Source organism: Symbiopectobacterium purcellii (assembly GCF_052050035.1).
GTDB classification, from domain to species: domain Bacteria; phylum Pseudomonadota; class Gammaproteobacteria; order Enterobacterales; family Enterobacteriaceae; genus Symbiopectobacterium; species Symbiopectobacterium purcellii_A.
Map to the genome: position 1 here is coordinate 428610 of NZ_CP189882.1, position 23259 is coordinate 451868.

Here is a 23259-nt window from a genome sequence, read left to right on the forward strand (position 1 = left end):
GTCGGCTAATTCTGATTTATTCAACAAAGCCTTTATTTGCCCGAAAACCCGTGGGTTGGGCAATGTCGTTTTCGCCAGATTCAGAATTAACAGCCAAAGCACTACAAATGGCTTGGGAACTGCGTGGGCATCCCAAACAAGTCATGTTTCATAGTGACCAAGGAAGCCATTACACCAGTCGTCAGTATAGGCAGGCATTGTGGCGTTATCAGATGACCCAAAGTATGAGTCGCAGAGGAAATTGTTGGGATAATAGTCCGATGGAGCGATTCTTCCGTAGTCTGAAGACTGAATGGGTGCCAACGACTGGCTACCAAAGCTTTAGTACTGCTCAATCATCCATTATTCGCTACATAACCCATTATTATAGCGATGTCAGACCTCACTGGTATAGCTAAGCGACATTATTTTGATAACAGCCAGCTATGCTTCTTTGCCACATATCAGGGCATCGGCTGTAATCATTTTTAAGTCGGTTGGCTATATAACGGTGGGTTAACACCAAATGAATCAGAACTGCTGTTCCATCAACAGTCAGGTAGGGTGGCCAAATTTAGTTGACCACTACAACCTTCTACAGTGAATTCCCTGATTCTCCGTACCACTACGTTGCCTTCTGCCATACCTGTCGCCGGTTTGACCTGTACGAAACCGAAGCGGAGATGCTCTCCGATGACCCGCACGGATGATACCGGCATAAAGCCCCGCCCCATGAAGACGCTGTTTCAGCGCAACAGGGCATGGGCTGACATCATGTTACCCGCTCCTGCCTGTAGAGATTGAGGTTGTCACAAAGATGCTGGCCTGCGGCACCCCACTGACGGGCAGCCGGGAATTTCGCTGCAGCAACCCCGACTGCACTCACCACCGTTACATCCATCAGAGCTGGGCTTTGTTGAATAATTTAAGATACTGATTTATATAAGCATTATAAAATTTCAACGACTAATTTTTCCTCTCGGAATGCTTTTTATTGTGCTAACTATTTGATTTGTCGTTCTAACAAAATACATTCTCTGTAAATGCATTCTAACTAAAGAAGATGTAAATCAAACGGTTAAATTATTCAACAAAGCCTCAGAGCTGCCACGGACGCGGATGTCCGACCTGCGGCAAAAAGGCCACCGACCTGTGGAGTGCCACCATGATGGCCCGCCTGCCGGATACGCCGTGCCAGCACGGCACACGATGCCGGATACCCTGTGGCCATTAAGCGTGTTGCTTAATAGTGAAATAAGGGTGTTTCGGTGATTGAAGTAAATTTTACGCTGTTCTGAGATGGAAATTCCAAAGACCGGCGCTAAGGAGTAAGAAGGTATCATCAATAAAGGGTCTACGATTCCGTAAAATTTGGGTCATGCAACCGAGGCGCTTGATACCCGCGATGGCGTGTTCAACTGTAATACGGATGCCCGAGATTATTTTATTTTCTTGTTTTTGTTCAGGCGATAAAGGTCTTTTTCGAGTTCCTTTTTTTGGGATTTGTGTATTAGGATGCTGTTTCTCTATACCTTGAAAACCGGTATCTGCCCAGATGGTTACCTCAGGAGGAATATGGCGAATTATATCGACTTTATCGAGTAAGCGTTTATCGTGACGGCGCCCATTTTTGCTCATGGGGATAAATCCAATTTGCCTTGTTTCGTCAGTCATAATAAGCCCTTTTCGAGTGGTCTGTCTTTTCTTTCCCGAATACATTTTTTTTCGCCGACGCAGATTCTTAGGCTTTTGGACAGGTCGCTCTGTCCCATCAATAAAGACGTCTTTAACTCCAGGAAAGGCGCGAAAAAATTCCTCAGCAGAGCGAATTTGACGAGCGGGCAAAACACATTCTCGCCCCAAGGTCATCTCTAAAACCGGCAATAATATTTTTACCCAGCGACATACCCGTGTTCTATCTAAACCAAAAAGAAGTCCTTGCAAATCATAGGTCGGATAACATTTTAAATACAATAAAATAAAAAGCAGTTTATCTAATGGGGGGCTTTGTTGAATAATTTAAGATACTGATTTATATAAGCATTATAAAATTTCAACGACTAGTTTTTCCTCTCGGAATGCTTTTTATTGTGCTAACTATTTGATTTGTCGTTCTAACAAAATACATTCTCTGTAAATGCATTCTAACTAAAGAAGATGTAAATCAAACGGTTAAATTATTCAACAAAGCCCTAATGGGGTTGGGGTAAATCCTTTCTGCCCTGCACCCATCTGCCGCTCGTGATCTTTTCGATTATTTTTCCGATAAATCAAATAACAAGCTGAAAATTCAGCGGCTAAATTTTTCAATTCTTCGACTGATAATCCAATGATTGCTTTACATAAACGATTATCTCGTAACAACCGCTCTTTGTTGATCATTTCAAACCTTTATTCTCTAAGTTAAACCTCTTTTTATTCTCAATAGCCTGACAAAAAATGCAAGTCTCTATTCAGCAACTAGTTTATTGTTTGAAGCCAACCGCTGGCTGCTGAATGGCCTCTTTGCGCTGGCGGCGGACAACCTGCTGTACGCTGCGGAGCAGCGGGGCCTGACCACCGGTATTTTCGGCGCTCTTCACACGTATGGTCGCCAGCTTAACTGGAACTGCCATATTCACCTGTCGTGGACCACCGGCGGCATAAATGAGCACGGTGCCTGGAAAAAACTGTCGTTTGCCCTGCCGAAGGTCAGGGCGCGCTGGGTATGGAATGTACGCCAGTATCTGCTGTCTGCATGGGAGTCTCTTGTTCTGCCGCCGCAGCTGGCTCACATCCGGGATTATGATGAATGGAAGCGCTTTATCCTCAGCCAGGGGAAAAATGAGCAGGGAGAGATTTACTGGCACGTGTATTTTGCGAAGCCGACGAAACATCCCCGGCAGACAGCAAAGTACCTGGGCCGGTACCTGAAAAAACTGCCTGTGTCGGGTGCGCGACTGGCACACTACGACGGGGGGAAGCCGCATCACCCTGCGTTTTCTGGATCACCGGACGGGGAGGCATGAAGACCTGGCGCTCAGTCAGCGTGAGCTGATACTGCGGCTGATAAAGCATATACCGGAGAAGCATTTCCGGATGGTGCGTTACTTTGGTTTTCTGGCTAACCGCGTAGTGGGAAAACTGTTGCCTCTGGTGAGAAAAGCCCTGGGGCAGGATAATGTGAAAAAAGCAGCGCCAGTGGCATACACAACGCTGAGTCAGGGATTACTGAATACAGACCCGTTTGCCTGCCTGCTGTGCGGGGCAAAAATGGCGTTCAGCCGGGCGCTGCCGGCAACGGCCCTGGAGAAGCTAATCGCGAACGCCGGGGAGATAGCGCGAATGCGTTACGTTGGATAATGCGGGGAAGCTCTGCCTGGAATTCGGCGATGTAATCAAAAAACGCGCAATGTGTTCAAAAATCACCCAAACACAGAGGCATTCACGATAAAAAAGCCGGTTTTCATCGTTGCCAGCCCCCGAAATCAGGGGCCCCAAAAAGTTTGAAATTCCTAGGCGTAGATGTCTGGAGAGAATAGAAGCTTTTATATAGCCAACCGACTTAAAAATGATTACATCCTATGCCCTGATATGCGGCAAAGAATCATAGCTGGCTGTTATCAAAATAATGTCGTTTGGCTATATAGCTAAACGACTTAATTTTGATTACATTATTTAAATGAGCTATTCAATTGATTTTAGACGTAAAGTGATATCTACACGGAAAAACGAAGGGTTGAGTATCCGAGAAACAGCGAAGCAATTTCGGATTGGCCCTGCCTCTGTATCGCGTTGGATTAATCAAATAGAGTCAAAAGCATCGACCACGCGTCAGCGAAAGATCGATAAATCCGAGTTGATAAAAGATGTTGAACAATATCCAGATGCTTACCAAAAAGAACGTGCAGAGCGTTTTGGCGTTTGTCAGAAGGCCATTTGGCAAGCGCTTAAAAAGCTGGGATTGACCTATAAAAAAAACTCTACGTCATCCGAAAGCCGACGAAAACGCCCGGCAGGGATTTCAACAAAAAAAACAACAGTATGAAAAAGAAGGTAAACCTATTGTTTTTATTGATGAAAGTGGTTTTTCACACGATGCCCCACGGACTCACGGCTATTCCCCAAAAGGTCAACGGTGTTTTGGCCTGAAGAACTGGGGAGCTAGGGGAAGAACAAATGTTATCGGCGCTTTATTAGGCACAACGCTGTTTGCTATCGGATTATTTGATATCAATATTAACAGCGATGTTTTCTATGCCTGGGTCACACAAGTTCTTATCCCAGTACTCCCTAAAAACAGTGTAATCATGATGGACAATGCCACTTTTCACAAAAAACATAATATTCAACAAGTCATCATCGATGCAGGGTATATGGTGGAGTATTTGCCTACATATTCGCCAGATCTTAACCCAATTGAGCATAAATGGGCACAAGCAAAAAGCAAAAAGCAAAAAAAGAGAGATGGGTTGCGATACAGAGAGTTTGTTCTCAGTCCATATGGTGTAATCAAAATTAAGTCGCTTGGCTATAACAATCGATTACGTGGTTAGGGGCGAGGAGAGAAAGACCGATAAAAAAAATCCGGCGCCTAAGCGCCGGATTTTTATGACTGCAAACCTGAAAACTTATTTTTTCTTCGCTTTCGGGTTCGGCAGGTCGGTGATGCTGCATTCAAACACTTCAGCCGCCAGGCCAACAGATTCGTGCAGCGTCGGGTGAGCGTGAATGGTCAGCGCGATGTCTTCCGCATCACAGCCCATTTCGATCGCCAGACCGATTTCACCCAGCAGTTCGCCGCCGTTGGTACCGACAATCGCGCCACCGATAACACGGTGCGTTTCTTTGTCGAAAATCAGCTTGGTCATGCCGTCCGCGCAGTCAGAAGCGATGGCACGGCCAGACGCCGCCCACGGGAAGGTCGCCGTTTCGAAGCTGATACCTTTCTCTTTCGCTTCTTTCTCTGTCAGACCAACCCATGCCACTTCCGGTTCGGTGTAGGCGATGGACGGGATCACTTTCGGATCGAAGTAGTGCTTTTTGCCCGCGATAACTTCAGCGGCCACGTGACCTTCATGCACGCCTTTGTGCGCCAGCATCGGCTGACCGACGATATCGCCGATAGCGTAAATGTGCGGCACGTTGGTGCGCAATTGTTTGTCAACGTGGATAAAGCCGCGCTCGTCAACTTCCACGCCCGCTTTACCGGCATCGAGGTTTTTACCGTTCGGCACACGGCCGATAGCCACCAGCACCGCGTCATAACGCTGCGGTTCCGCAGGGGCTTTCTTGCCTTCCATCGAGACGTAGATACCGTCTTCTTTGGCTTCTACCGCCGTGACTTTGGTTTCGAGCATCAGGTTGAATTTCTTGCTGATGCGTTTGGTGAAGACTTTAACGATGTCTTTGTCCGCAGCCGGGATCACCTGATCGAACATTTCAACCACATCGATCTGAGAACCCAGCGCATGGTACACGGTGCCCATTTCCAGGCCGATAATACCGCCGCCCATGACCAGCAGACGCCCCGGTACGTTTTTCAGTTCCAGCGCATCGGTAGAATCCCACACTCGCGGGTCATCATGAGGAATAAACGGCAATTGGATCGGACGTGAACCAGCGGCAATGATCGCGTTATCAAAGTTGATCACGGTTTTACCTTCGGCACCGTCAACTTCCAGCGTATTCGCACCGGTAAATTTACCCAGACCGTTGACCACTTTCACTTTACGGCCTTTCGCCATACCGGCCAGACCGCCCGTCAACTGGGTGATAACTTTCTCTTTCCACAGACGGATCTTGTCGATGTCGGTTTGCGGTTCGCCAAACACGATACCGTGCTCCGCCAGCGCTTTCGCTTCTTCGATAACTTTTGCTACGTGCAGCAGCGCTTTAGAAGGGATACAGCCCACGTTCAGACACACACCACCCAGCGTGGAGTAGCGCTCTACCAGTACGGTTTCCAGCCCCAGGTCCGCGCAGCGAAACGCCGCAGAGTAACCCGCAGGGCCAGCACCCAGTACCACTACCTGAGCTTTAATTTCTGTACTCATCATGACCTCTTAATTGATTTCCGGCGGGTCTGTGACGTCATTATTATTGAGTCTTAACGCCCTCTTCCACCGGGACGTGTCTTTTGCCGCTGTAGTTTACAAAATCGTTAACAATTTTGAAACAACAAGCGACTCACGATGTGTCCTTAATCACTGACAGCTGTACCAAATAACAGCTTATCAGAAAAAAGCCGACCGCAAGGCCGGTTTTTTCGATTACATCACCAGGCGGCGGATGTCAGACAAGGTGTTGTTGATGATGGTGATAAAGCGAGCACCATCAGCACCGTCAATGACACGGTGGTCGAAGGACAGAGAGATCGGCATCATCAGACGCGGCGTAAACTCTTTACCATTCCAGATCGGTTCCATCGCAGACTTGGACACACCCAGGATAGCCACTTCCGGCGCGTTGACGATCGGCGCGAAGTGCGTGGTACCGAGGCCACCAATGCTGGAGATGGTGAAGCAACCACCCTGCATTTCGCCCGCAGTCAGCTTGCCATCACGGGCTTTCTTGGAGATAGCCATCAGCTCGCGAGACAGCTCGATGATGCCTTTCTTGTTCACGTCTTTAAACACCGGAACCACCAGACCATTCGGCGTATCAACGGCAACACCGATGTTGATGTATTTCTTCAGCGTCAGACGTTGAGCATCTTCAGACAGCGAGCTGTTGAAACGCGGCATCTGCTCAAGCGCAGTCGCAACGGCTTTCATGATGAACACCACAGGGGTGACCTTCACATCCAGTTTGCGTTTTTCCGCTTCCACGTTCTGCTGTTTACGGAACGCTTCCAGATCGGTGATATCCGTTTTGTCGAAGTGCGTAACGTGCGGGATAATCACCCAGTTACGGCTCAGGTTGGCACCAGAGATCTTCTGGATGCGACCCAGTTCAACTTCTTCCACTTCACCGAACTTGCTGAAGTCGATTTTCGGCCACGGCAACAGACCCGGCAGAGAACCACCGGTCGCAGCGCCCGCAGCAGGTGTGGATTCAGCGCGTTTAACCGCGTCTTTCACATAAGCCTGGATGTCTTCGCGCAGGATACGACCTTTACGGCCGCTGCCCTTCACTTTCGCCAGGTTTACGCCGAACTCACGCGCCAGACGGCGGATGACAGGCGTTGCGTGAACGTAAGCATCGTTTTCAGCGAATTCGCCTTTAGCGTCTGCCTTGGCAGCAGCCGGCGCAGGTGCAGCGCCTTCCACTTCAAACACCATGATCAGCGAGCCGGTTTTCACTTTGTCGCCAGTGCTGACTTTAATCTCTTTCACCACGCCCGCGAACGGTGCCGGAACTTCCATAGAAGCCTTGTCGCCTTCTACGGTGATCAGCGATTGTTCAGCGGCAATTTTGTCGCCGACTTTCACCATCACTTCAGTGACTTCAACCTCGTCGCCACCGATATCCGGTACGTTGACTTCTTTCGGACCAGACGCCGCAGCGGCAGGTGCAGCAGCCGGAGCCGCTTGCTGGGCCGGAGCCGCCGCGCCAGCAGCGCCTGCGACTTCAAACACCATGATCAGCGAGCCAGTTTTCACTTTGTCGCCGGTGTTGATTTTGATCTCTTTCACCACGCCCGCGAACGGTGCTGGCACTTCCATGGAAGCCTTGTCACCTTCCACCGTGATCAGCGACTGCTCAGCGCTCACGCTGTCACCCACTTTCACCATGATTTCAGTAACTTCAACTTCGTCGCCACCGATATCCGGCACGGCCACTTCTTTCGCCGCGCTCGCGGCTGCCGCAGGGGCAGGCGCAGCAGCTTTGGTTTCCGCCGGAGCCGGTGCAGCAGCGGCCGCACCCTCAGCGTCGAAGACCATGATCAGTTTGCCCGTCGCCACTTTATCGCCGACAGCCACTTTGAGCTCTTTCACCACGCCAGCCTGAGGAGAAGGCACTTCCATGGAGGCTTTGTCGCCTTCCACGGTGATCAGCGACTGTTCAGCTTCTACCTTGTCGCCCACATTCACCATCACCTCGGTGACTTCAACTTCATCTGCACCGATATCCGGTACGTTGATTTCGATAGCCATTACTCTTTCCCTCTTATGCTAAGCGCGGGTTAACTTTTTCAGGATCGATGTTGAATTTCTTGATGGCTTCAGCCACCACAGAAGCGTCAACGTCACCGCGTTTAGCCAATTCGCCCAGTGCGGCAACTACTACGTAGGAAGCGTCCACTTCGAAGTGGTGACGCAGGTTTTCACGGCTGTCGGAACGACCGAAGCCATCAGTACCCAGTACGCGGTAATCGCTGGCCGGAACGTAAGTACGTACCTGCTCGGCGAACAGTTTCATATAGTCAGTGGACGCAACAGCCGGTGCATCGTTCATCACCTGAGCGATGTACGGTACGCGCGGTGCGTCGGTCGGGTGCAGCATGTTCCAGCGTTCACAGTCTTGACCATCGCGCGCCAGCTCCGTGAAAGAGGTTACGCTGTACACATCGGAACCGATGCCGTAGTCGTTGGCCAGAATCTGTGCCGCTTCACGTACGTGACGCAGAATAGAACCCGAGCCCAGCAACTGGACCTTGCCTTTCGCGCCCGCTACCGTTTCCAGTTTGTAGATACCCTTACGGATACCTTCTTCCGCGCCTTGCGGCATGGCTGGCATGTGGTAGTTTTCGTTCAGCGTGGTGATGTAATAGTAGACGTTTTCCTGCGCTTCACCGTACATGCGCTCCAGACCGTCATGCATGATCACAGCCACTTCGTAAGCGAAGGACGGATCGTAGGAAATGCAGTTCGGGATAGTCAGCGACTGAATGTGGCTGTGACCATCTTCGTGCTGCAAACCTTCGCCGTTCAGCGTGGTGCGGCCAGAAGTACCGCCGACCAGGAAGCCGCGCGCCTTTTGGTCACCCGCTGCCCAGCACAGGTCGCCAATACGTTGGAACCCGAACATGGAGTAGTAGATGTAGAACGGGATCATCGGAAGGTTGTTGGTGCTGTAAGACGTTGCCGCCGCCAGCCAGGATGAGCCTGCACCCAGTTCGTTGATGCCTTCCTGCAAGATCTGACCCTTCAGGTCTTCTTTGTAGTACGCCACCTGCTCACGGTCCTGCGGGGTGTACTGCTGGCCGTTCGGGCTGTAGATACCGATCTGGCGGAACAGACCTTCCATACCGAATGTACGCGCTTCGTCAGCGATGATCGGAACCAGACGATCTTTGATCGACTTGTTCTTCAGCATCACGTTCAGGGCACGCACAAAGGCGATGGTGGTAGAGATTTCTTTGGTTTGTTCTTCCAGCAGAGAGCTGAAGTCTTCCAGCGTCGGCAGTTCCAGTTTCTCGTCGAAGTTCGGCTGACGAGACGGCAGGTAACCACCCAGAGCCTGACGGCGCTCATGCAGGTATCTGTATTCATCAGAATCTTTGTCGAAAGTGATGAGCGGCAGTTTTTCGATGTCTGCATCCGCTACAGGCACATTGAAGCGGTCGCGGAAGTAACGCACGCCGTCCATGTTAACTTTCTTGACCTGGTGAGCAATGTTTTTGCCTTCTGCCGCATCACCCATACCATAACCTTTGATGGTGTGCGCCAGAATAACGGTCGGTTTGCCTTTGGTGTCTTGCGCTTTTTTCAGTGCAGCAAAGACTTTCTTCGGATCGTGACCACCGCGGTTGAGGGCCCAAATCTGATCGTCGCTCCAGTCAGCAACCAACGCAGCCGTTTCCGGGTATTTGCCAAAGAAGTGCTCACGCACGTAGGCACCGTTTTTGGATTTGAACGTCTGATAGTCACCGTCAACGGTTTCGTTCATCAGTTGGACCAGTTTACCGCTGGTGTCTTTACGCAGCAGTTCGTCCCAACGTTCGCCCCACATCACTTTGATCACTTGCCAGCCAGCACCGCCGAAGATGCCTTCCAGCTCGTTGATGATCTTGCCATTACCGGTAACCGGTCCATCCAGACGTTGCAGGTTACAGTTGATAACGAAGACCAGATTGTCCAGTTTCTCGCGCGTCGCGATGGTGATAGCACCCTTGGATTCCGGCTCATCCATTTCACCGTCGCCCAGGAAGGCATAAACGGTTTGTTTGGAGGTGTCTTTCAGACCACGGTTGCCGAGATACTTCAGGAATTTAGCCTGATAAATGGCACCGATCGGGCCCAGACCCATGGAGACGGTCGGGAACTGCCAGAAGGTCGGCATCAATTTCGGGTGCGGGTAAGAGGATAGCCCCTGACCGTGTACTTCCTGACGGAAGTTGTTCATATGCTCTTCAGTCAGACGCCCTTCCAGGAAGGCACGCGCGTAGATACCCGGAGAGATATGGCCCTGGAAATACACCAGATCGCCGCCATCTTGTGCACTGCGTGCACGGAAGAAATGGTTAAAGCACACTTCGTAGAAGGTCGCGGAAGACTGGTAGGACGCCATGTGGCCCCCCAGATCCAGATCCTTCTTGGACGCGCGCAGCACGGTCATAATTGCGTTCCAACGAATAGCGGAACGAATGCGGCGCTCAAGGTCCAGGTTACCCGGATAGGCGGGTTCGTCTTCCACAGCAATGGTGTTTACGTAGTAGCTAACGGCGCTGCCTGCCCCTACGTTTACGCCACCCTTGCGCGCTTCTGACAATACCTGATCGATCAGGTACTGCGCACGTTCAACACCCTCTTCACGGATAACCGATTCGATCGCCTGTAGCCAGTCGCGAGTTTCGATCGGATCCACGTCATTATTCAAACGTTCTGACATGGTGTATTCCTTATCTGTTTCTAATCAGTTAATTTTCTGGAGCCTGTCTTGCTATGCTCTGACACCGTTGCCAAAGCACAGTAAGACAGGTCCAATCTCGTCATTTACTCGTTCAACGCCCCAATCAGAGCGCTCAATCCTTGCGTTGCTGGAGCCGACGTAGCGAACGCTCTCTTCGGCTATGTTCCCGGTTAAGATCCAGCAGTACTTCCTCAATAAACGCCAGATGACGATGCGACGCTTCACGTGCCTTTTCAGGTTCGCGAGCGACAATCGCCTCAAAAATCCCGGCGCGATGACTGCTTACCTGGGCCAGAACTTCTCGGCTCAGATATAACAATTCAAAATTCTGCCGCACGTTCTGTTCCAGTAACGGTCCCATACAGCGTAGCAAATGTAACAAAACCACATTGTGCGTTGCTTCTGTGACAGCCACTTGATAATGCATAACGGCTTCTGACTCCGCGACCAGATCGCCCGAGGCGCGCGCCTGCTCAATCTGGGTATGGCACTCACGGATGCGCTGAAAATCTTCTTCCGTCCCACGTAACGCCGCGTAGTAGGCAGCAATGCCTTCCAGCGCATGACGGGTTTCCAGCAGATCAAATTGAGATTCAGGATGGGTGCTCAGCAGTTCCGACAACGGATCACTCACGCTTTGCCACAGATTGTTCTGGACAAAGGTTCCCCCACCCTGACGACGCAGCAGCAGGCCTTTTGCCTCCAGACGTTGGATGGCTTCTCGCAAAGAAGGACGGGAGACATCAAACTGTTTCGCCAGTTCGCGCTCCGGGGGGAGTTTCTCGCCGGGGCGCAAGGTTCCTTCGAGGATCAAAAACTCCAGCTGTTGTTCAATCACATCTGACAGTTTGGGCTGACGGATCTTGCTATATGCCATGGTAAGTGTTTCTCTGCGAAGTGCGCGGAGTCAATTGGTAATACCAATTTCAAAACGTGACGCTAAAGTAACAAAGTATTCACCTTCTGTCCATACGGACGTTGCGCTAAATCATGTTCCCCACCAGATTTTAACATTTGCACGATCCGATTAGGTCAAAACCCTATACTCACTAGGAAGTAGCGGCTTCAACCCTATAAATGTTTTAACTTTTATGAAACGAAAAACAGTCGATCCTGAACCGTTCAACCCGCAATAAAGTGAATAAAAATTCACATTTATTAAATTAAAAATCAAAATAAGGTCGTGAGGCTAGAACGGATGATACGTATTGTTAACATTCTTCCATTTCCGAATGGTGATATTTTCAGCAACAAAAACCTATACACAACATCATCACCCGCCTCACTTTTGCCGATAAAAATCAGTTATCAGCCACCAATTTTACTCTCTCGATTTGACGATTAACATCGTTAATCGCCACGTCATAGGCCATTGATTTCATCTTGAGATTGGTTATGTGATCGGCCGTCTTTTCTGCCCGCTTGGTGTACGTTCTGTACCTTGCATGATGCGCGTCAATAGAATGGATGGTATCGGTCATCAACGCCGTTCGGCACCGTTCGGCCAGAGACACTCCATCACGGGTCTCTTTTTTCAAGGCCTGTTGATACGCTTTCAATACATCATGCGCATGACAATAGTCGATGAGGGTGGTCTGCCATTGCTTTCCATATAGGCTGGGTATTTCCCTGTCGATGTATTTTCTTCGGCCACAAACACGTTGAGTGCCAAAGTATTTTTTTGCGTAAGCATCCGCAGTAAGATGATTCTTCCAAGTGGTGGGTCCACACCCAATATCTTTAGTGCTGTAAATTTTGTTTTCCACCGCCAAACTCAGAACATAATCCAGGTCAGACATCCTTTTCTGCGCATGGCGTTTAATTTCACCAAGTTGATTATAAAGGAGAGCGATATTTTTCTTGGTTTCCGAAAAATTATTGGTAGCTTTATTTATTACCGTTTCAGCATCATCATCGCGCAATATTTTTAACTGCAAACGACACGCCTCACTTTTATGCTTATATAATTCAGCGTTATCTATATTAATAGTTCTGATGCCGGTATGTTTTAAAATTTCTTTTTCAATTAATGATTTTTCAAATTTTATTTTATTTTGATTCTGCTTATAGCGATTGATATAATGCTCTCTCACGTTGGGGTCTTTGTTGATTAGCCGTTTGAACGCCTCTGATATTTCAGTTATTTTCTCTTTTTTCTTATCGTAATGTTTAGAATTCTGTTTCGTGAGCATTTCATACAAAGGTGCAAATTTTCTATCAACATCGTGTCGTTCTTTGATGTTCATTCTTTCAAATAAATGAACAGCATTAGTAGCAAACTCTAATCCTTTCGCTATTTTCCCCATTTTGTTTAATGCCTCATAGCTTATTCTATTCTGGCGGCCAAGGGTGCAATAGGTAATCATAAATGCATCAACATCCACCGGTTTAAATTTAATAGGCATAGCGGCGATACACTCCTGTAGAAAATAGTGTTTGAAAAGCCATGATGTAATGTTATCGCTGCATTGTATTCCATAAAGCGTTCATTAAATTTATCATTTATCTATAGCAATATACCCATTAATGACGCCGATGAATGACACCAGATTATCACCCCGCAGACATCCCCCTTTGACGTGTTGTCAGTGACAGATGTTGTGACACATCGACCCAGTGTCAGAGACAGCATAATCCGTTTTGCTGCTGGTCTAAAAATGTACACAGGCGGTATTTTCGTGGGGCCGATCGACAAATCGCGACAAGAAATCAGTGCAATCTGTTCCGCTTACCACTATTCTCTGACAAACGGTAGTCATCCGCACATTTTCATCTAATGAATACCGTAAAAATAACATTACATAAACGTAAAATGACGCGAGCATCCGCATCGTGTCTGCTGCGCTCTGACAGAGGGTTACATTAATGGATGGTCAACAACAAGACGGGACGCTGAAACGCGGCTTAAAAAACCGTCATATTCAGTTGATTGCCCTGGGTGGTGCCGTCGGCACCGGGCTGTTTTTAGGGATTGCTGCCACCATCAAAATGGCAGGTCCTTCCGTACTGCTGGGCTATGCCAGCGGCGGTATAATCGCGTATCTCATCATGCGTCAATTTGGAGAGATGGTCGTCGAAGAACCTGTTGCAAGCTCTTTTAGCCATTTTGCCTATAAATATTGGGGTGATTTTGCCGGGTTTGCTTCCGGCTGGAACTATTGGGTGCTCTACGTGCTGGTCGCCATGGCTGAATTGACGGCTGTGGTCATCTATGTGCAGTACTGGTGGCCTGATATTCCCACCTGGGTTTCTGCCGCCATCTTTTTCCTGGTGATTAATGCCATTAACCTCGCCAATGTCAAAGTGTACGGTGAGATGGAGTTCTGGTTTGCCATCATCAAGGTCGTGGCCATCATCGGCATGATCGTGTTTTGTGGTTGACTGCTGTTAAGCGATCAGGGCGGGCCGGAAGCCACAGTGACCAACCTGTTGTCAATACCGATTGAATTCTGACCCACCCTGCCAAAGTAAAACTGACCCACCCTGCCAAAGTAAAACTGACCCACCCTGCCAAAGTAAAACTGACCCACCCTGCCAAAGTAAAACTGACCCACCCTGCCAAAGTAAAACTGACCCACCCTGCCAAAGTAAAACTGACCCACCCCCTTTGAATTACTCGAGCGTAGCTGCTTTAGTTTTCTTCTGGATCTGACCGCTTTTCAGCTTATCTTTCAGTCGATAGCTTTGACCGCTGATTTGCGCGATATGCGCATGGTGAAGCAGCCGATCCAGCATCGCCGCCGTCAGCGTTTCATCATCTCCGAATGTCCCCGACCACTGGGTAAACGGCAGGTTGCTGGTCAGGACCACGCTGCCTGACTCATACCGTTTAGCGGCTTTGTTGAATAATTTAACCGTTTGATTTACATCTTCTTTAGGTAGAATGCATGTACAGAGACTGTATTTTGTTAGAACGACAAATCAAGTAGTTAGCACAATAAAAAGCATTACGGCTGGAAAACTTAGTTGTTGAAGTGTTATAATAATTATGTAAATCAGCATGTTAAATTATTCAACAAAGCCCCGTTTAGCGATAACCTGGAAGAACAGATTAAGCGTGTTGCTTAATAGTGAAATAAGGGTGTTTCGGTGATTGAAGTAAATTTTACGCTGTTCTGAGATGGAAATTCCAAAGACCGGCGCTAAGGAGTAAGAAGGTATCATCAATAAAGGGTCTACGATTCCGTAAAATTTGGGTCATGCAACCGAGGCGCTTGATACCCGCGATGGCGTGTTCAACTGTAATACGGATGCCCGAGATTATTTTATTTTCTTGTTTTTGTTCAGGCGATAAAGGTCTTTTTCGAGTTCCTTTTTTTGGGATTTGTGTATTAGGATGCTGTTTATCTATACCTTGAAAACCGGTATCTGCCCAGATGGTTACCTCAGGAGGAATATGGCGAATTATATCGACTTTATCGAGTAAGCGTTTATCGTGACGGCGCCCATTTTTGCTCATGGGGATAAATCCAATTTGCCTTGTTTCGTCAGTCATAATAAGCCCTTTTCGAGTGGTCTGTCTTTTCTTTCCCGAATACATTTTCTTTCGCCGACGCAGATTCTTAGGCTTTTGGACAGGTCGCTCTGTCCCATCAATAAAGACGTCTTTAACTCCAGGAAAGGCGCGAAAAAATTCCTCAGCAGAGCGAATTTGACGAGCGGGCAAAACACATTCTCGCCCCAAGGTCATCTCTAAAACCGGCAATAATATTTTTACCCAGCGACATACCCGTGTTCTATCTAAACCAAAAAGAAGTCCTTGCAAATCATAGGTCGGATAACATTTTAAATACAATAAAATAAAAAGCAGTTTATCTAATGGGGTTGGGATAAATCCTTTCTGCCCTGCACCCATCTGCCGCTCGTGATCTTTTCGATTCTTTTTCCGATAAATCAAATAACAAACTGAAAATTCAGCGGCTAAATTTTTCAATTCTTCGACTGATAATCCAATGATTGCTTTACATAAACGATTATCTCGTAACAACCGCTCTTTGTTGATCATTTCAAACCTTTATTCTCTAAGTTAAACCTCTTTTTATTCTCAATAGCCTGACAAAAAATGCAAGTCTCTATTCAGCAACTAGTTTATTGGCTTCCATTTTACCGAAGGGAAGGTAGCCAACCTCATCTATGATCAACAACTTAGGCTTACCCACAACGCGATTAAGATAGCTTTTTAACTCCCCCTGACGATGTGATGCGAGCAGCTGTAGCATCAGATCTGCGGCTGTGACGAACCGAATACTCATTCCGGCCATCGCGGCTCTGTAGCCGAGTGCTGTCGCCAGGTGCGTTTTACCTACCCCGGACGGACCCAGCAAGACCAGGTTCTCCTGACGCTCGATAAACGCCAGCCCGGCCAACTCCTGGATCTGACTGGCTTTGTTGAATAATTTAACCGTTTGATTTACATCTTCTTTAGGTAGAATGCATGTACAGAGACTGTATTTTGTTAGAACGACAAATCAAGTAGTTAGCACAATAAAAAGCATTACGGCTGGAAAACTTAGTTGTTGAAGTGTTATAATAATAATGTAAATCAGCATGTTAAATTATTCAACAAAGCCGATCTGACTGCGAGGTACGCCACTCGCAAAGGCGAAATCAAACTGCTCCAGCGTCTTGATCACCGGTAGGCCTGATAAACGCAAAATAGTCTGCCGGCGCCGTTCGTTCAGCCCATCATGCTGAAGCTGTAAAGCAGCTTCAAGGAAGTCGGCATGAGTGCCGTTGCTGTCGATCGTCGTCTGAGCAACGGCGGGCCACTCAGCCGGTAATCTATCGAGCTTAAGCTGCTCGCAGAGCGCTGCGATACGATCATGCTGGAGGTTCATGCTTCTACCTCCAGTAGCGCCTGATACGTAGCCAACGGGTGCTGGAGACTCTCTGTGGGTATGGGGCGCGAGCAACTCGCCGGTACCGGTGGAGGCAATGCCAGTGTTATAGCCAAGCGACTTAATTTTGATTACACCATATGGACTGAGAACAAACTCTCTGTATCGCAACCCATCTCTCTTTTTTTGCTTTTTGCTTTTTGCTTGTGCCCATTTATGCTCAATTGGGTTAAGATCTGGCGAATATGTAGGCAAATACTCCACCATATACCCTGCATCGATGATGACTTGTTGAATATTATGTTTTTTGTGAAAAGTGGCATTGTCCATCATGATTACACTGTTTTTAGGGAGTACTGGGATAAGGACTTGTGTGACCCAGGCATAGAAAACATCGCTGTTAATATTGATATCAAATAATCCGATAGCAAACAGCGTTGTGCCTAATAAAGCGCCGATAACATTTGTTCTTCCCCTAGCTCCCCAGTTCTTCAGGCCAAAACACCGTTGACCTTTTGGGGAATAGCCGTGAGTCCGTGGGGCATCGTGTGAAAAACCACTTTCATCAATAAAAACAATAGGTTTACCTTCTTTTTCATACTGTTGTTTTTTTTGTTGAAATCCCTGCCGGGCGTTTTCGTCGGCTTTCGGATGACGTAGAGTTTTTTTTATAGGTCAATCCCAGCTTTTTAAGCGCTTGCCAAATGGCCTTCTGACAAACGCCAAAACGCTCTGCACGTTCTTTTTGGTAAGCATCTGGATATTGTTCAACATCTTTTATCAACTCGGATTTATCGATCTTTCGCTGACGCGTGGTCGATGCTTTTGACTCTATTTGATTAATCCAACGCGATACAGAGGCAGGGCCAATCCGAAATTGCTTCGCTGTTTCTCGGATACTCAACCCTTCGTTTTTCCGTGTAGATATCACTTTACGTCTAAAATCAATTGAATAGCTCATTTAAATAATGTAATCAAAATTAAGTCGTTTAGCTATAAAGCAATCATTGGGTTATCAGTCGAAGAATTGAAAAATTTAGCCGCTGAATTTTCAGCTTGTTATTTGATTTATCGGAAAAAGAATCGAAAAGATCACGAGCGGCAGATGGGTGCGAGTCTGTAAAGAATTTCGTGTAAATGGCTCCATCGCTTAACCGGAAATCCGATCTCCATACATCAACATGAATTGGCTCATAGCCGGTTTCCAGTCTCTGATTGGTAGGGTCCATTTAGCCGAGATATTATGCAAGGCTAGATAGAATAATTTTAGCACCGAGTCATCCGTTGGAAATATTCGTCGCGTTTTCGTTATCTTGCGCAATGAAGCATTTAACGACTCTATCGCGTTGGTGGTGTAGATAACCTTGCGGATCTCCGGCGGAAAATCAAAAATGACGATGAGACGTTCCCAATTATTTCTCCACGATGGGCTGATCGTCGGGAACTGCTCATCCCATTTGGCCGCGAAGGCATCCAGGGCCTCTTCAGCGCCCTCTAGCGTTGCGGAACTATAGATAGTGCGGAGGTCAGCAGCAACGGCTTTACGCTCTTTCCAGCCGACGTAGCGCAGCGAGTTCCGCACCTGATGCACGATGCAGAGCTGTACCCGCGTATGCGGGTAAACAGCTTCAATGGCATCAGGAAAGCCCTTCAGGCCATCGCAGCAGGCGATGAAGATGTCCTGTAGCCCACGATTTTTCAGTTCTGTCATTACAGATAACCAGAACTTGGCCCCTCGGTTTTGGCTATCCATAGCCCCAGCAGCTCTTTTTCGCCCTGGCCGTTGATGCCTAGAGCCAAGTAAACAGACTTGTTGGTCACGGCTCCGCCGTCCTGGCTTTTGACAACAATACAGTCAAGGTAAACAATGGGATAAAACGCATCCAGCGGCCGTTGCTGCCAGCGCTTAACGTCATCCATCACGGCATTGGTCACTTGAGAAATGAAGCCAGCGGAAACATCGACCCCGTAGACTTCTTTAAAGTGAGCCTGAATATCACGGGTTGATAGCCCTCTGGAATAGAGAGAAATAATGCGGTCATCGAAGCCGTTAAGCTGCTTTTCGTGCTTACCGATCAGTGTCGGCTCGAAGGTACTGTTGCGGTCGCGCGGAATATAGCTAAACGACTTAATTTTGATTACATTATTTAAATGAGCTATTCAATTGATTTTAGACGTAAAGTGATATCTACACGGAAAAACGAAGGGTTGAGTATCCGAGAAACAGCGAAGCAATTTCGGATTGGCCCTGCCTCTGTATCGCGTTGGATTAATCAAATAGAGTCAAAAGCATCGACCACGCGTCAGCGAAAGATCGATAAATCCGAGTTGATAAAAGATGTTGAACAATATCCAGATGCTTACCAAAAAGAACGTGCAGAGCGTTTTGGCGTTTGTCAGAAGGCCATTTGGCAAGCGCTTAAAAAGCTGGGATTGACCTATAAAAAAAACTCTACGTCATCCGAAAGCCGACGAAAACGCCCGGCAGGGATTTCAACAAAAAAAACAACAGTATGAAAAAGAAGGTAAACCTATTGTTTTTATTGATGAAAGTGGTTTTTCACACGATGCCCCACGGACTCACGGCTATTCCCCAAAAGGTCAACGGTGTTTTGGCCTGAAGAACTGGGGAGCTAGGGGAAGAACAAATGTTATCGGCGCTTTATTAGGCACAACGCTGTTTGCTATCGGATTATTTGATATCAATATTAACAGCGATGTTTTCTATGCCTGGGTCACACAAGTCCTTATCCCAGTACTCCCTAAAAACAGTGTAATCATGATGGACAATGCCACTTTTCACAAAAAACATAATATTCAACAAGTCATCATCGATGCAGGGTATATGGTGGAGTATTTGCCTACATATTCGCCAGATCTTAACCCAATTGAGCATAAATGGGCACAAGCAAAAAGCAAAAAGCAAAAAGCAAAAAGCAAAAAAAGAGAGATGGGTTGCGATACAGAGAGTTTGTTCTCAGTCCATATGGTGTAATCAAAATTAAGTCGCTTGGCTATATCTTCGGCAATGGCAACAACGCAGCCCGCTCACGCGGCATGCGTTGTTCAGGCGGAATACCGGTGGTGCCATGTTTACGGGTGTTGGCAACGGTGATCAACCACTCACCAATGCGTGCATTAGCCGCGGGGACGTCCAGTATCAGCCCAGCCTGGCGAAACGTGGCGGCAAGCGGCACAACAAAGCTGTTCTTGAGGTAATGGTTGAAGCGTTCGACCTTGCCCTTAGTCTTGGCGCGGTAGGGACGGCAAACTTTAGGCGTAAAGGCATACTTCTCAGCCAGTTGCATCAACTGTGGGTTCCAGCGATGCTTGCCGGGCCCGTAGACATCACGCTCAATAATGATGGCCTTGGCGTTGTCGAACAGCAACTGATGCGGAGTTCCGCCAAAGAACTTAAGTGCAGACTCAATGCCGTCACACCAGGCTGCGGACTCCTGGTTGCTGTAGAACTTGACGAAAGTCGCCCGGCTCCAGCCCAGCGTAGCGACGAAGGCCAGCAACGAGTTATGGCCCTGCCTGACGATGGTGAAATCAACCTGCATCTGTACGCCGGGTTCGGTCTCAAAGCGCGTGACCGCCTCAGTAACGGGCTGCTTCATGGGGTGTAGAAATGCGGTAAGCATGCTATAGCCGCCATCATATCCCCGTTGGCCTATCTCGCGCAGCAGCACACTGGCCGGTATCCACTGTGGTCTGGCAGCAGCAACGCGCTCGAGAACATACGGCTTGAACGGGTCAAGCTTGCATGTTCTAGGCATACGCGGCTTGTAACGCATGTCAGCCACCGGTAGTGGACTACGGATATATCGTCGAACGGTCTCGCGGGAGCATGAAAGCTGCCGCGCGATGGCGCGGATGGACATGCCTTGACGGTGTAAAACGTGAATCTCCACTCTGGTCTCCAATGTCATCATTGGCAGTGCCTTAAAACTGCCATTTTTACCCTAGGTGGGTCAGATTTACATCGGCAGGTGGGCCAGTTTTACATCGGTAGCGACACCTGTGAGCGCAAGGCGGATTTTTCCCGAATGGCATCAACGGTCTGGTGATGGCGATGGCGGTCATCATGTTCTCGTTTGGTGGCCTGGAACTGGTGGGGATCACCGCAGCAGAAGCGGATAACCCGGAAACCAGCATCCCGCGCGCTACCAATCAGGTTATCTACCGTATCCTGATCTTTTATATCGGCTCGTTGGCCATTCTGCTGTCGCTCTACCCTTGGGGAAAAGTCGTGGAAGGGGGGAGCCCGTTTGTCATGATTTTCCACAACCTGGACAGTAATGTTGTAGCAACCATACTGAACATTGTGGTGTTGACGGCAGCATTATCGGTTTATAACAGCTGCGTGTACTGTAACAGCCGTATGCTTTACGGCCTTGCCAAGCAAGGTAATGGCCAGAAAGCGCTGCTAACCGTTGATAGACGCGGCGTTCCCGTTATTGCCATCGGTATTTCTGCCGCCGCCACTGCGCTGTGCGTTCTGATCAATGACCTGATTCCGGGGAAAGCGTTCGAGCTCCTGATGGCATTAGTGGTGTCGGCACTGGTGATAAACTGGGCCATGATCAGCCTGGCGCACTTGAAATTCCGCAAAGCCAAAGCGCAGGAAGGCGTGCAGACCAAATTCAAGGCGCTGCTCTATCCGCTGGGCACTTATATTTGCCTGCTGTTCCTGACGGGTATTTTAGTGATCATTTTCATGACACCGGGAATTCAGATTTCCGTACTGCTGATTCCCGTCTGGCTGGTCGTGCTTGGCATCGGTTATGCCATGAAACAGAAAAGACAACGGGTCGCAACCCCCGCTAAGTGATATGACAGCGGCACCTTAGGGTGCCGTTTTAATCTGACGATACATTTCCGATAAGTGCATCAAGGGCGACGCTGGCGGCATGCCACTGCGCCATCCCAGCCTCCGGTACGCATAAGCGGCCCTGGCTTGATTCCTCACCGTTTGCCAGCGCACGATTTATCCTCGAAAAAACGGGCCGATTGAAGGGGCTGTGGATATGAGTGACAATACATGAATAGGTATTACTGTAATCAAAAGCACAGGGTAAGACTGTACTTTAGTACATCTGGTATTAATAAATGAAAAGAATTATGGTTGTCATATACGAATGGAGGAACTGAGTCGAAAAAAAAAGTGATCCTCCAGAAGAGGATCATACGCCAAATTGGCCAACACCAGGGAAAAATTTTTCATATTATTGTGAACAACAGATATGTTGTCAATCATTGACCATGCTCAGTGAAACCAATTAGGAATTTAGATACACTCCATTTACTTTGAAAAGTAGCAAAAAAATTTCATACTCAACAGTTTCATTCTGAAATAATACCCAGCTAAATGAGACTGTAAAATAATCTGTGTAAATGGCATTTTGAGGAAAACCTTCAAAGGATAACAAAATGCCTATCAGCAACGAACTTATTGACCAACTGCTTCAAGATTGTCACTCCCCTCAGGATCTGCTGGGTGAATCAGGCCTACTCAAGGTGCTGACTAAAAGACTGGCGGAACGGGTTCTTGAAGCTGAGATGGAGATGCACCTTGGGTATGCTAAGCATGACCCGGCAGGTAATCATTCAGGCAACTCCCGCAATGGCAAGACATCAAAAAGCGTACGTAGCCAAAATGGGGAGATCGAGCTCGATATTCCGCGCGACCGCAACAGTACCTTCGAGCCGACACTGATCGGTAAGAACGAAAAACAGCTTAACGGCTTCGATGACCGCATTATTTCTCTCTATTCCAGAGGGTTATCAACCCGTGATATTCAGGCACACTTTAAAGAAGTCTACGGGGTCGATGTTTCCGCTGGCTTCATTTCTCAAGTGACCAATGCTGTGATGGATGAAGTTAAGCGCTGGCAGCAACGGCCGCTGGATGCGCTTTATCCCATTGTTTACCTTGACTGTATTGTTGTCAAAAGCCAGGACGGCGGAGCCGTGGCCAACAAGTCTGTTTATCTGGCCCTCGGCGTCAACGGCCAGGGCGAAAAAGAGCTGCTGGGGCTATGGATAGCCAAAACTGAGGGGGCCAAGTTCTGGTTATCTGTGATGACAGAACTGAAAAATCGTGGGCTAAAGGACATCTTCGTCGCCTGCTGCGATGGCCTGAAAGGCTTTCCTGATGCCATTGAAGCTGTTTACCCGCATACGCGGGTACAGCTCTGCATTGTGCATCAGGTGCGGAACTCGCTGCGCTACGTCGGCTGGAAAGAGCGTAAGGCCGTTGCTGCTGACCTGCGCACCATCTATAGTTCCGCAACGCTAGAGGGCGCTGAAGAGTCCCTGGATGCCTTCGCGGCCAAATGGGATGAACAGTTCCCGACGATCAGCCCGTCGTGGAGAAATAATTGGGAACGTCTCATCGTCATTTTTGACTTTCCGCCGGAGATCCGCAAGGTTATCTACACCACCAACGTGATAGAGTCGTTAAATGCTTCATTGCGCAAGATAACGAAAACGCGACGAATATTTCCAACGGATGACTCGGTGATAAAATTACTCTATCTAGCCTTGCATAATATCTCTGCTAAATGGACCTTGCCAATCAGAGACTGGAAACCTGCTATGAGCCAATTCATGTTGATGTATGGAGAACGAATCTCCGGTTAAGCAATGGAGCCATTTACACAAA

At 48.2% G+C, this 23259-nt stretch carries 18 protein-coding genes and 10 pseudogenes; 14 read left to right on the forward strand and 14 right to left on the reverse strand.

Annotation, left to right across the window (positions count from 1 at the left end; genetic code table 11):
- Positions 1 to 32: 32 nt before the first annotated feature.
- The 4 pseudogenes from ACQGXV_RS03995 to ACQGXV_RS04010 all read left to right on the forward strand — a co-directional run.
- Positions 33 to 398: pseudogene (locus tag ACQGXV_RS03995) on the forward strand (DDE-type integrase/transposase/recombinase); the annotation flags it as partial.
- 171 nt (positions 399 to 569) lie between these two features.
- Positions 570 to 689: pseudogene (locus tag ACQGXV_RS04000) on the forward strand (hypothetical protein); the annotation flags it as partial.
- A 74-nt stretch (positions 690 to 763) separates the two neighbouring features.
- Positions 764 to 886, forward strand: a pseudogene (locus tag ACQGXV_RS04005) (IS91 family transposase); the annotation flags it as partial.
- 195 nt (positions 887 to 1081) lie between these two features.
- Positions 1082 to 1212: pseudogene (locus ACQGXV_RS04010) on the forward strand (IS91 family transposase); the annotation flags it as partial.
- Between the two features lie 51 nt (positions 1213 to 1263).
- Here ACQGXV_RS04010 and ACQGXV_RS04015 read toward each other — a convergent pair.
- Together ACQGXV_RS04015 and ACQGXV_RS04020 are read right to left on the reverse strand one after the other, a co-directional pair.
- Complete coding sequence (locus tag ACQGXV_RS04015; protein WP_440867217.1) at positions 1264 to 1998, reverse strand: transposase family protein; 735 nt, start codon at positions 1996 to 1998, stop codon at positions 1264 to 1266.
- Positions 1999 to 2160: 162 nt separating this feature from the next.
- Positions 2161 to 2361: a hypothetical protein gene (locus ACQGXV_RS04020; protein ID WP_440864947.1), complete on the reverse strand. Its 201-nt coding sequence runs from the start codon at positions 2359 to 2361 to the stop codon at positions 2161 to 2163.
- Positions 2362 to 2447: 86 nt separating this feature from the next.
- Here ACQGXV_RS04020 and ACQGXV_RS04025 point away from each other — a divergent pair, with 86 nt between their 5' ends.
- The 5 genes from ACQGXV_RS04025 to ACQGXV_RS04045 all read left to right on the forward strand — a co-directional run bounded on the left by ACQGXV_RS04025 (position 2448) and on the right by ACQGXV_RS04045 (position 4514).
- Complete coding sequence (locus tag ACQGXV_RS04025) at positions 2448 to 2987, forward strand: transposase (RefSeq protein ID WP_440864948.1); 540 nt, start codon at positions 2448 to 2450, stop codon at positions 2985 to 2987.
- A 70-nt stretch (positions 2988 to 3057) separates the two neighbouring features.
- Entirely contained in the window at positions 3058 to 3321 is a 264-nt protein-coding gene (locus tag ACQGXV_RS04030; protein WP_440867852.1) for a hypothetical protein, read from the forward strand.
- 162 nt (positions 3322 to 3483) lie between these two features.
- On the forward strand, positions 3484 to 3612 hold the full coding sequence (locus ACQGXV_RS04035; protein WP_440864949.1) for a hypothetical protein: 129 nt from the start codon (positions 3484 to 3486) through the stop codon (positions 3610 to 3612).
- 28 nt (positions 3613 to 3640) lie between these two features.
- A complete protein-coding gene (locus ACQGXV_RS04040; protein ID WP_440862584.1) occupies positions 3641 to 4006 on the forward strand; it encodes an IS630 transposase-related protein in 366 nt (121 codons plus the stop codon).
- Positions 3930 to 4514 carry an IS630 family transposase gene (locus ACQGXV_RS04045; protein ID WP_440867219.1) on the forward strand — a complete coding sequence of 195 codons (585 nt, stop codon included), beginning with the start codon at positions 3930 to 3932 and terminating at the stop codon, positions 4512 to 4514. Before ACQGXV_RS04040 ends, ACQGXV_RS04045 begins: the two co-directional genes overlap by 77 nt.
- Before the next feature lie 75 nt (positions 4515 to 4589).
- Here ACQGXV_RS04045 and lpdA read toward each other — a convergent pair whose 3' ends face one another.
- The 5 genes from lpdA to ACQGXV_RS04070 form a co-directional block, all read right to left on the reverse strand.
- Positions 4590 to 6014 carry a dihydrolipoyl dehydrogenase gene (gene lpdA, locus ACQGXV_RS04050; RefSeq protein ID WP_440867220.1) on the reverse strand — a complete coding sequence of 475 codons (1425 nt, stop codon included), beginning with the start codon at positions 6012 to 6014 and terminating at the stop codon, positions 4590 to 4592.
- A 216-nt stretch (positions 6015 to 6230) separates the two neighbouring features.
- The gene (gene aceF, locus ACQGXV_RS04055; protein ID WP_440864950.1) at positions 6231 to 8057 is read right to left on the reverse strand and encodes a dihydrolipoyllysine-residue acetyltransferase; all 1827 of its coding nucleotides are present in this window, start codon (positions 8055 to 8057) and stop codon (positions 6231 to 6233) included.
- A 13-nt stretch (positions 8058 to 8070) separates the two neighbouring features.
- On the reverse strand, positions 8071 to 10734 hold the full coding sequence (gene aceE / locus ACQGXV_RS04060; protein WP_440864951.1) for a pyruvate dehydrogenase (acetyl-transferring), homodimeric type: 2664 nt from the start codon (positions 10732 to 10734) through the stop codon (positions 8071 to 8073).
- 133 nt (positions 10735 to 10867) lie between these two features.
- A complete protein-coding gene (gene pdhR, locus ACQGXV_RS04065) occupies positions 10868 to 11632 on the reverse strand; it encodes a pyruvate dehydrogenase complex transcriptional repressor PdhR (protein WP_196907846.1) in 765 nt (254 codons plus the stop codon).
- 424 nt (positions 11633 to 12056) lie between these two features.
- The gene (locus tag ACQGXV_RS04070; protein ID WP_440864952.1) at positions 12057 to 13160 is read right to left on the reverse strand and encodes a hypothetical protein; all 1104 of its coding nucleotides are present in this window, start codon (positions 13158 to 13160) and stop codon (positions 12057 to 12059) included.
- A gap of 460 nt (positions 13161 to 13620) precedes the next feature.
- Here ACQGXV_RS04070 and ACQGXV_RS04075 point away from each other — a divergent pair.
- Positions 13621 to 14133 (forward strand): annotated as a pseudogene (locus ACQGXV_RS04075) (amino acid permease); the annotation flags it as partial.
- 234 nt (positions 14134 to 14367) lie between these two features.
- Here ACQGXV_RS04075 and ACQGXV_RS04080 read toward each other — a convergent pair.
- The 6 genes and pseudogenes from ACQGXV_RS04080 to ACQGXV_RS04105 form a co-directional block, all read right to left on the reverse strand.
- Positions 14368 to 14631 (reverse strand): annotated as a pseudogene (locus tag ACQGXV_RS04080) (ATP-binding protein); the annotation flags it as partial.
- A 229-nt stretch (positions 14632 to 14860) separates the two neighbouring features.
- The gene (locus ACQGXV_RS04085; protein WP_440864953.1) at positions 14861 to 15760 is read right to left on the reverse strand and encodes a transposase family protein; all 900 of its coding nucleotides are present in this window, start codon (positions 15758 to 15760) and stop codon (positions 14861 to 14863) included.
- Between the two features lie 85 nt (positions 15761 to 15845).
- Positions 15846 to 16133, reverse strand: a pseudogene (locus tag ACQGXV_RS04090) (ATP-binding protein); the annotation flags it as partial.
- Between the two features lie 177 nt (positions 16134 to 16310).
- Positions 16311 to 17264: an IS630 family transposase gene (locus ACQGXV_RS04095; RefSeq protein WP_440867222.1), complete on the reverse strand. Its 954-nt coding sequence runs from the start codon at positions 17262 to 17264 to the stop codon at positions 16311 to 16313.
- Positions 17188 to 17553 carry an IS630 transposase-related protein gene (locus ACQGXV_RS04100; RefSeq protein ID WP_440862584.1) on the reverse strand — a complete coding sequence of 122 codons (366 nt, stop codon included), beginning with the start codon at positions 17551 to 17553 and terminating at the stop codon, positions 17188 to 17190. The genes ACQGXV_RS04095 and ACQGXV_RS04100 overlap by 77 nt, the downstream gene beginning before the upstream one ends.
- 189 nt (positions 17554 to 17742) lie before the next feature.
- Positions 17743 to 18704: pseudogene (locus tag ACQGXV_RS04105) on the reverse strand (IS256 family transposase); the annotation flags it as partial.
- A 39-nt stretch (positions 18705 to 18743) separates the two neighbouring features.
- Between ACQGXV_RS04105 and ACQGXV_RS04110 the strand changes: the two are divergent.
- Complete coding sequence (locus ACQGXV_RS04110) at positions 18744 to 19109, forward strand: IS630 transposase-related protein (RefSeq protein ID WP_440862584.1); 366 nt, start codon at positions 18744 to 18746, stop codon at positions 19107 to 19109.
- Positions 19033 to 19587, forward strand: coding sequence for an IS630 family transposase (locus tag ACQGXV_RS04115; RefSeq protein WP_440867224.1), 555 nt, complete (start codon positions 19033 to 19035; stop codon positions 19585 to 19587). Before ACQGXV_RS04110 ends, ACQGXV_RS04115 begins: the two co-directional genes overlap by 77 nt.
- Positions 19588 to 19615: 28 nt before the next feature.
- On the opposite strand, the pseudogene istA reads toward ACQGXV_RS04115, so the two are convergent.
- Positions 19616 to 20527, reverse strand: a pseudogene (gene istA, locus ACQGXV_RS04120) (IS21 family transposase); the annotation flags it as partial.
- Between the two features lie 92 nt (positions 20528 to 20619).
- Here istA and ACQGXV_RS04125 point away from each other — a divergent pair.
- Both ACQGXV_RS04125 and ACQGXV_RS04130 read left to right on the forward strand, forming a co-directional pair.
- A pseudogene (locus ACQGXV_RS04125) lies at positions 20620 to 21426 on the forward strand (amino acid permease); the annotation flags it as partial.
- Between the two features lie 599 nt (positions 21427 to 22025).
- A complete protein-coding gene (locus ACQGXV_RS04130) occupies positions 22026 to 23237 on the forward strand; it encodes an IS256 family transposase (protein WP_440864954.1) in 1212 nt (403 codons plus the stop codon).
- Positions 23238 to 23259 lie beyond the last annotated feature (22 nt).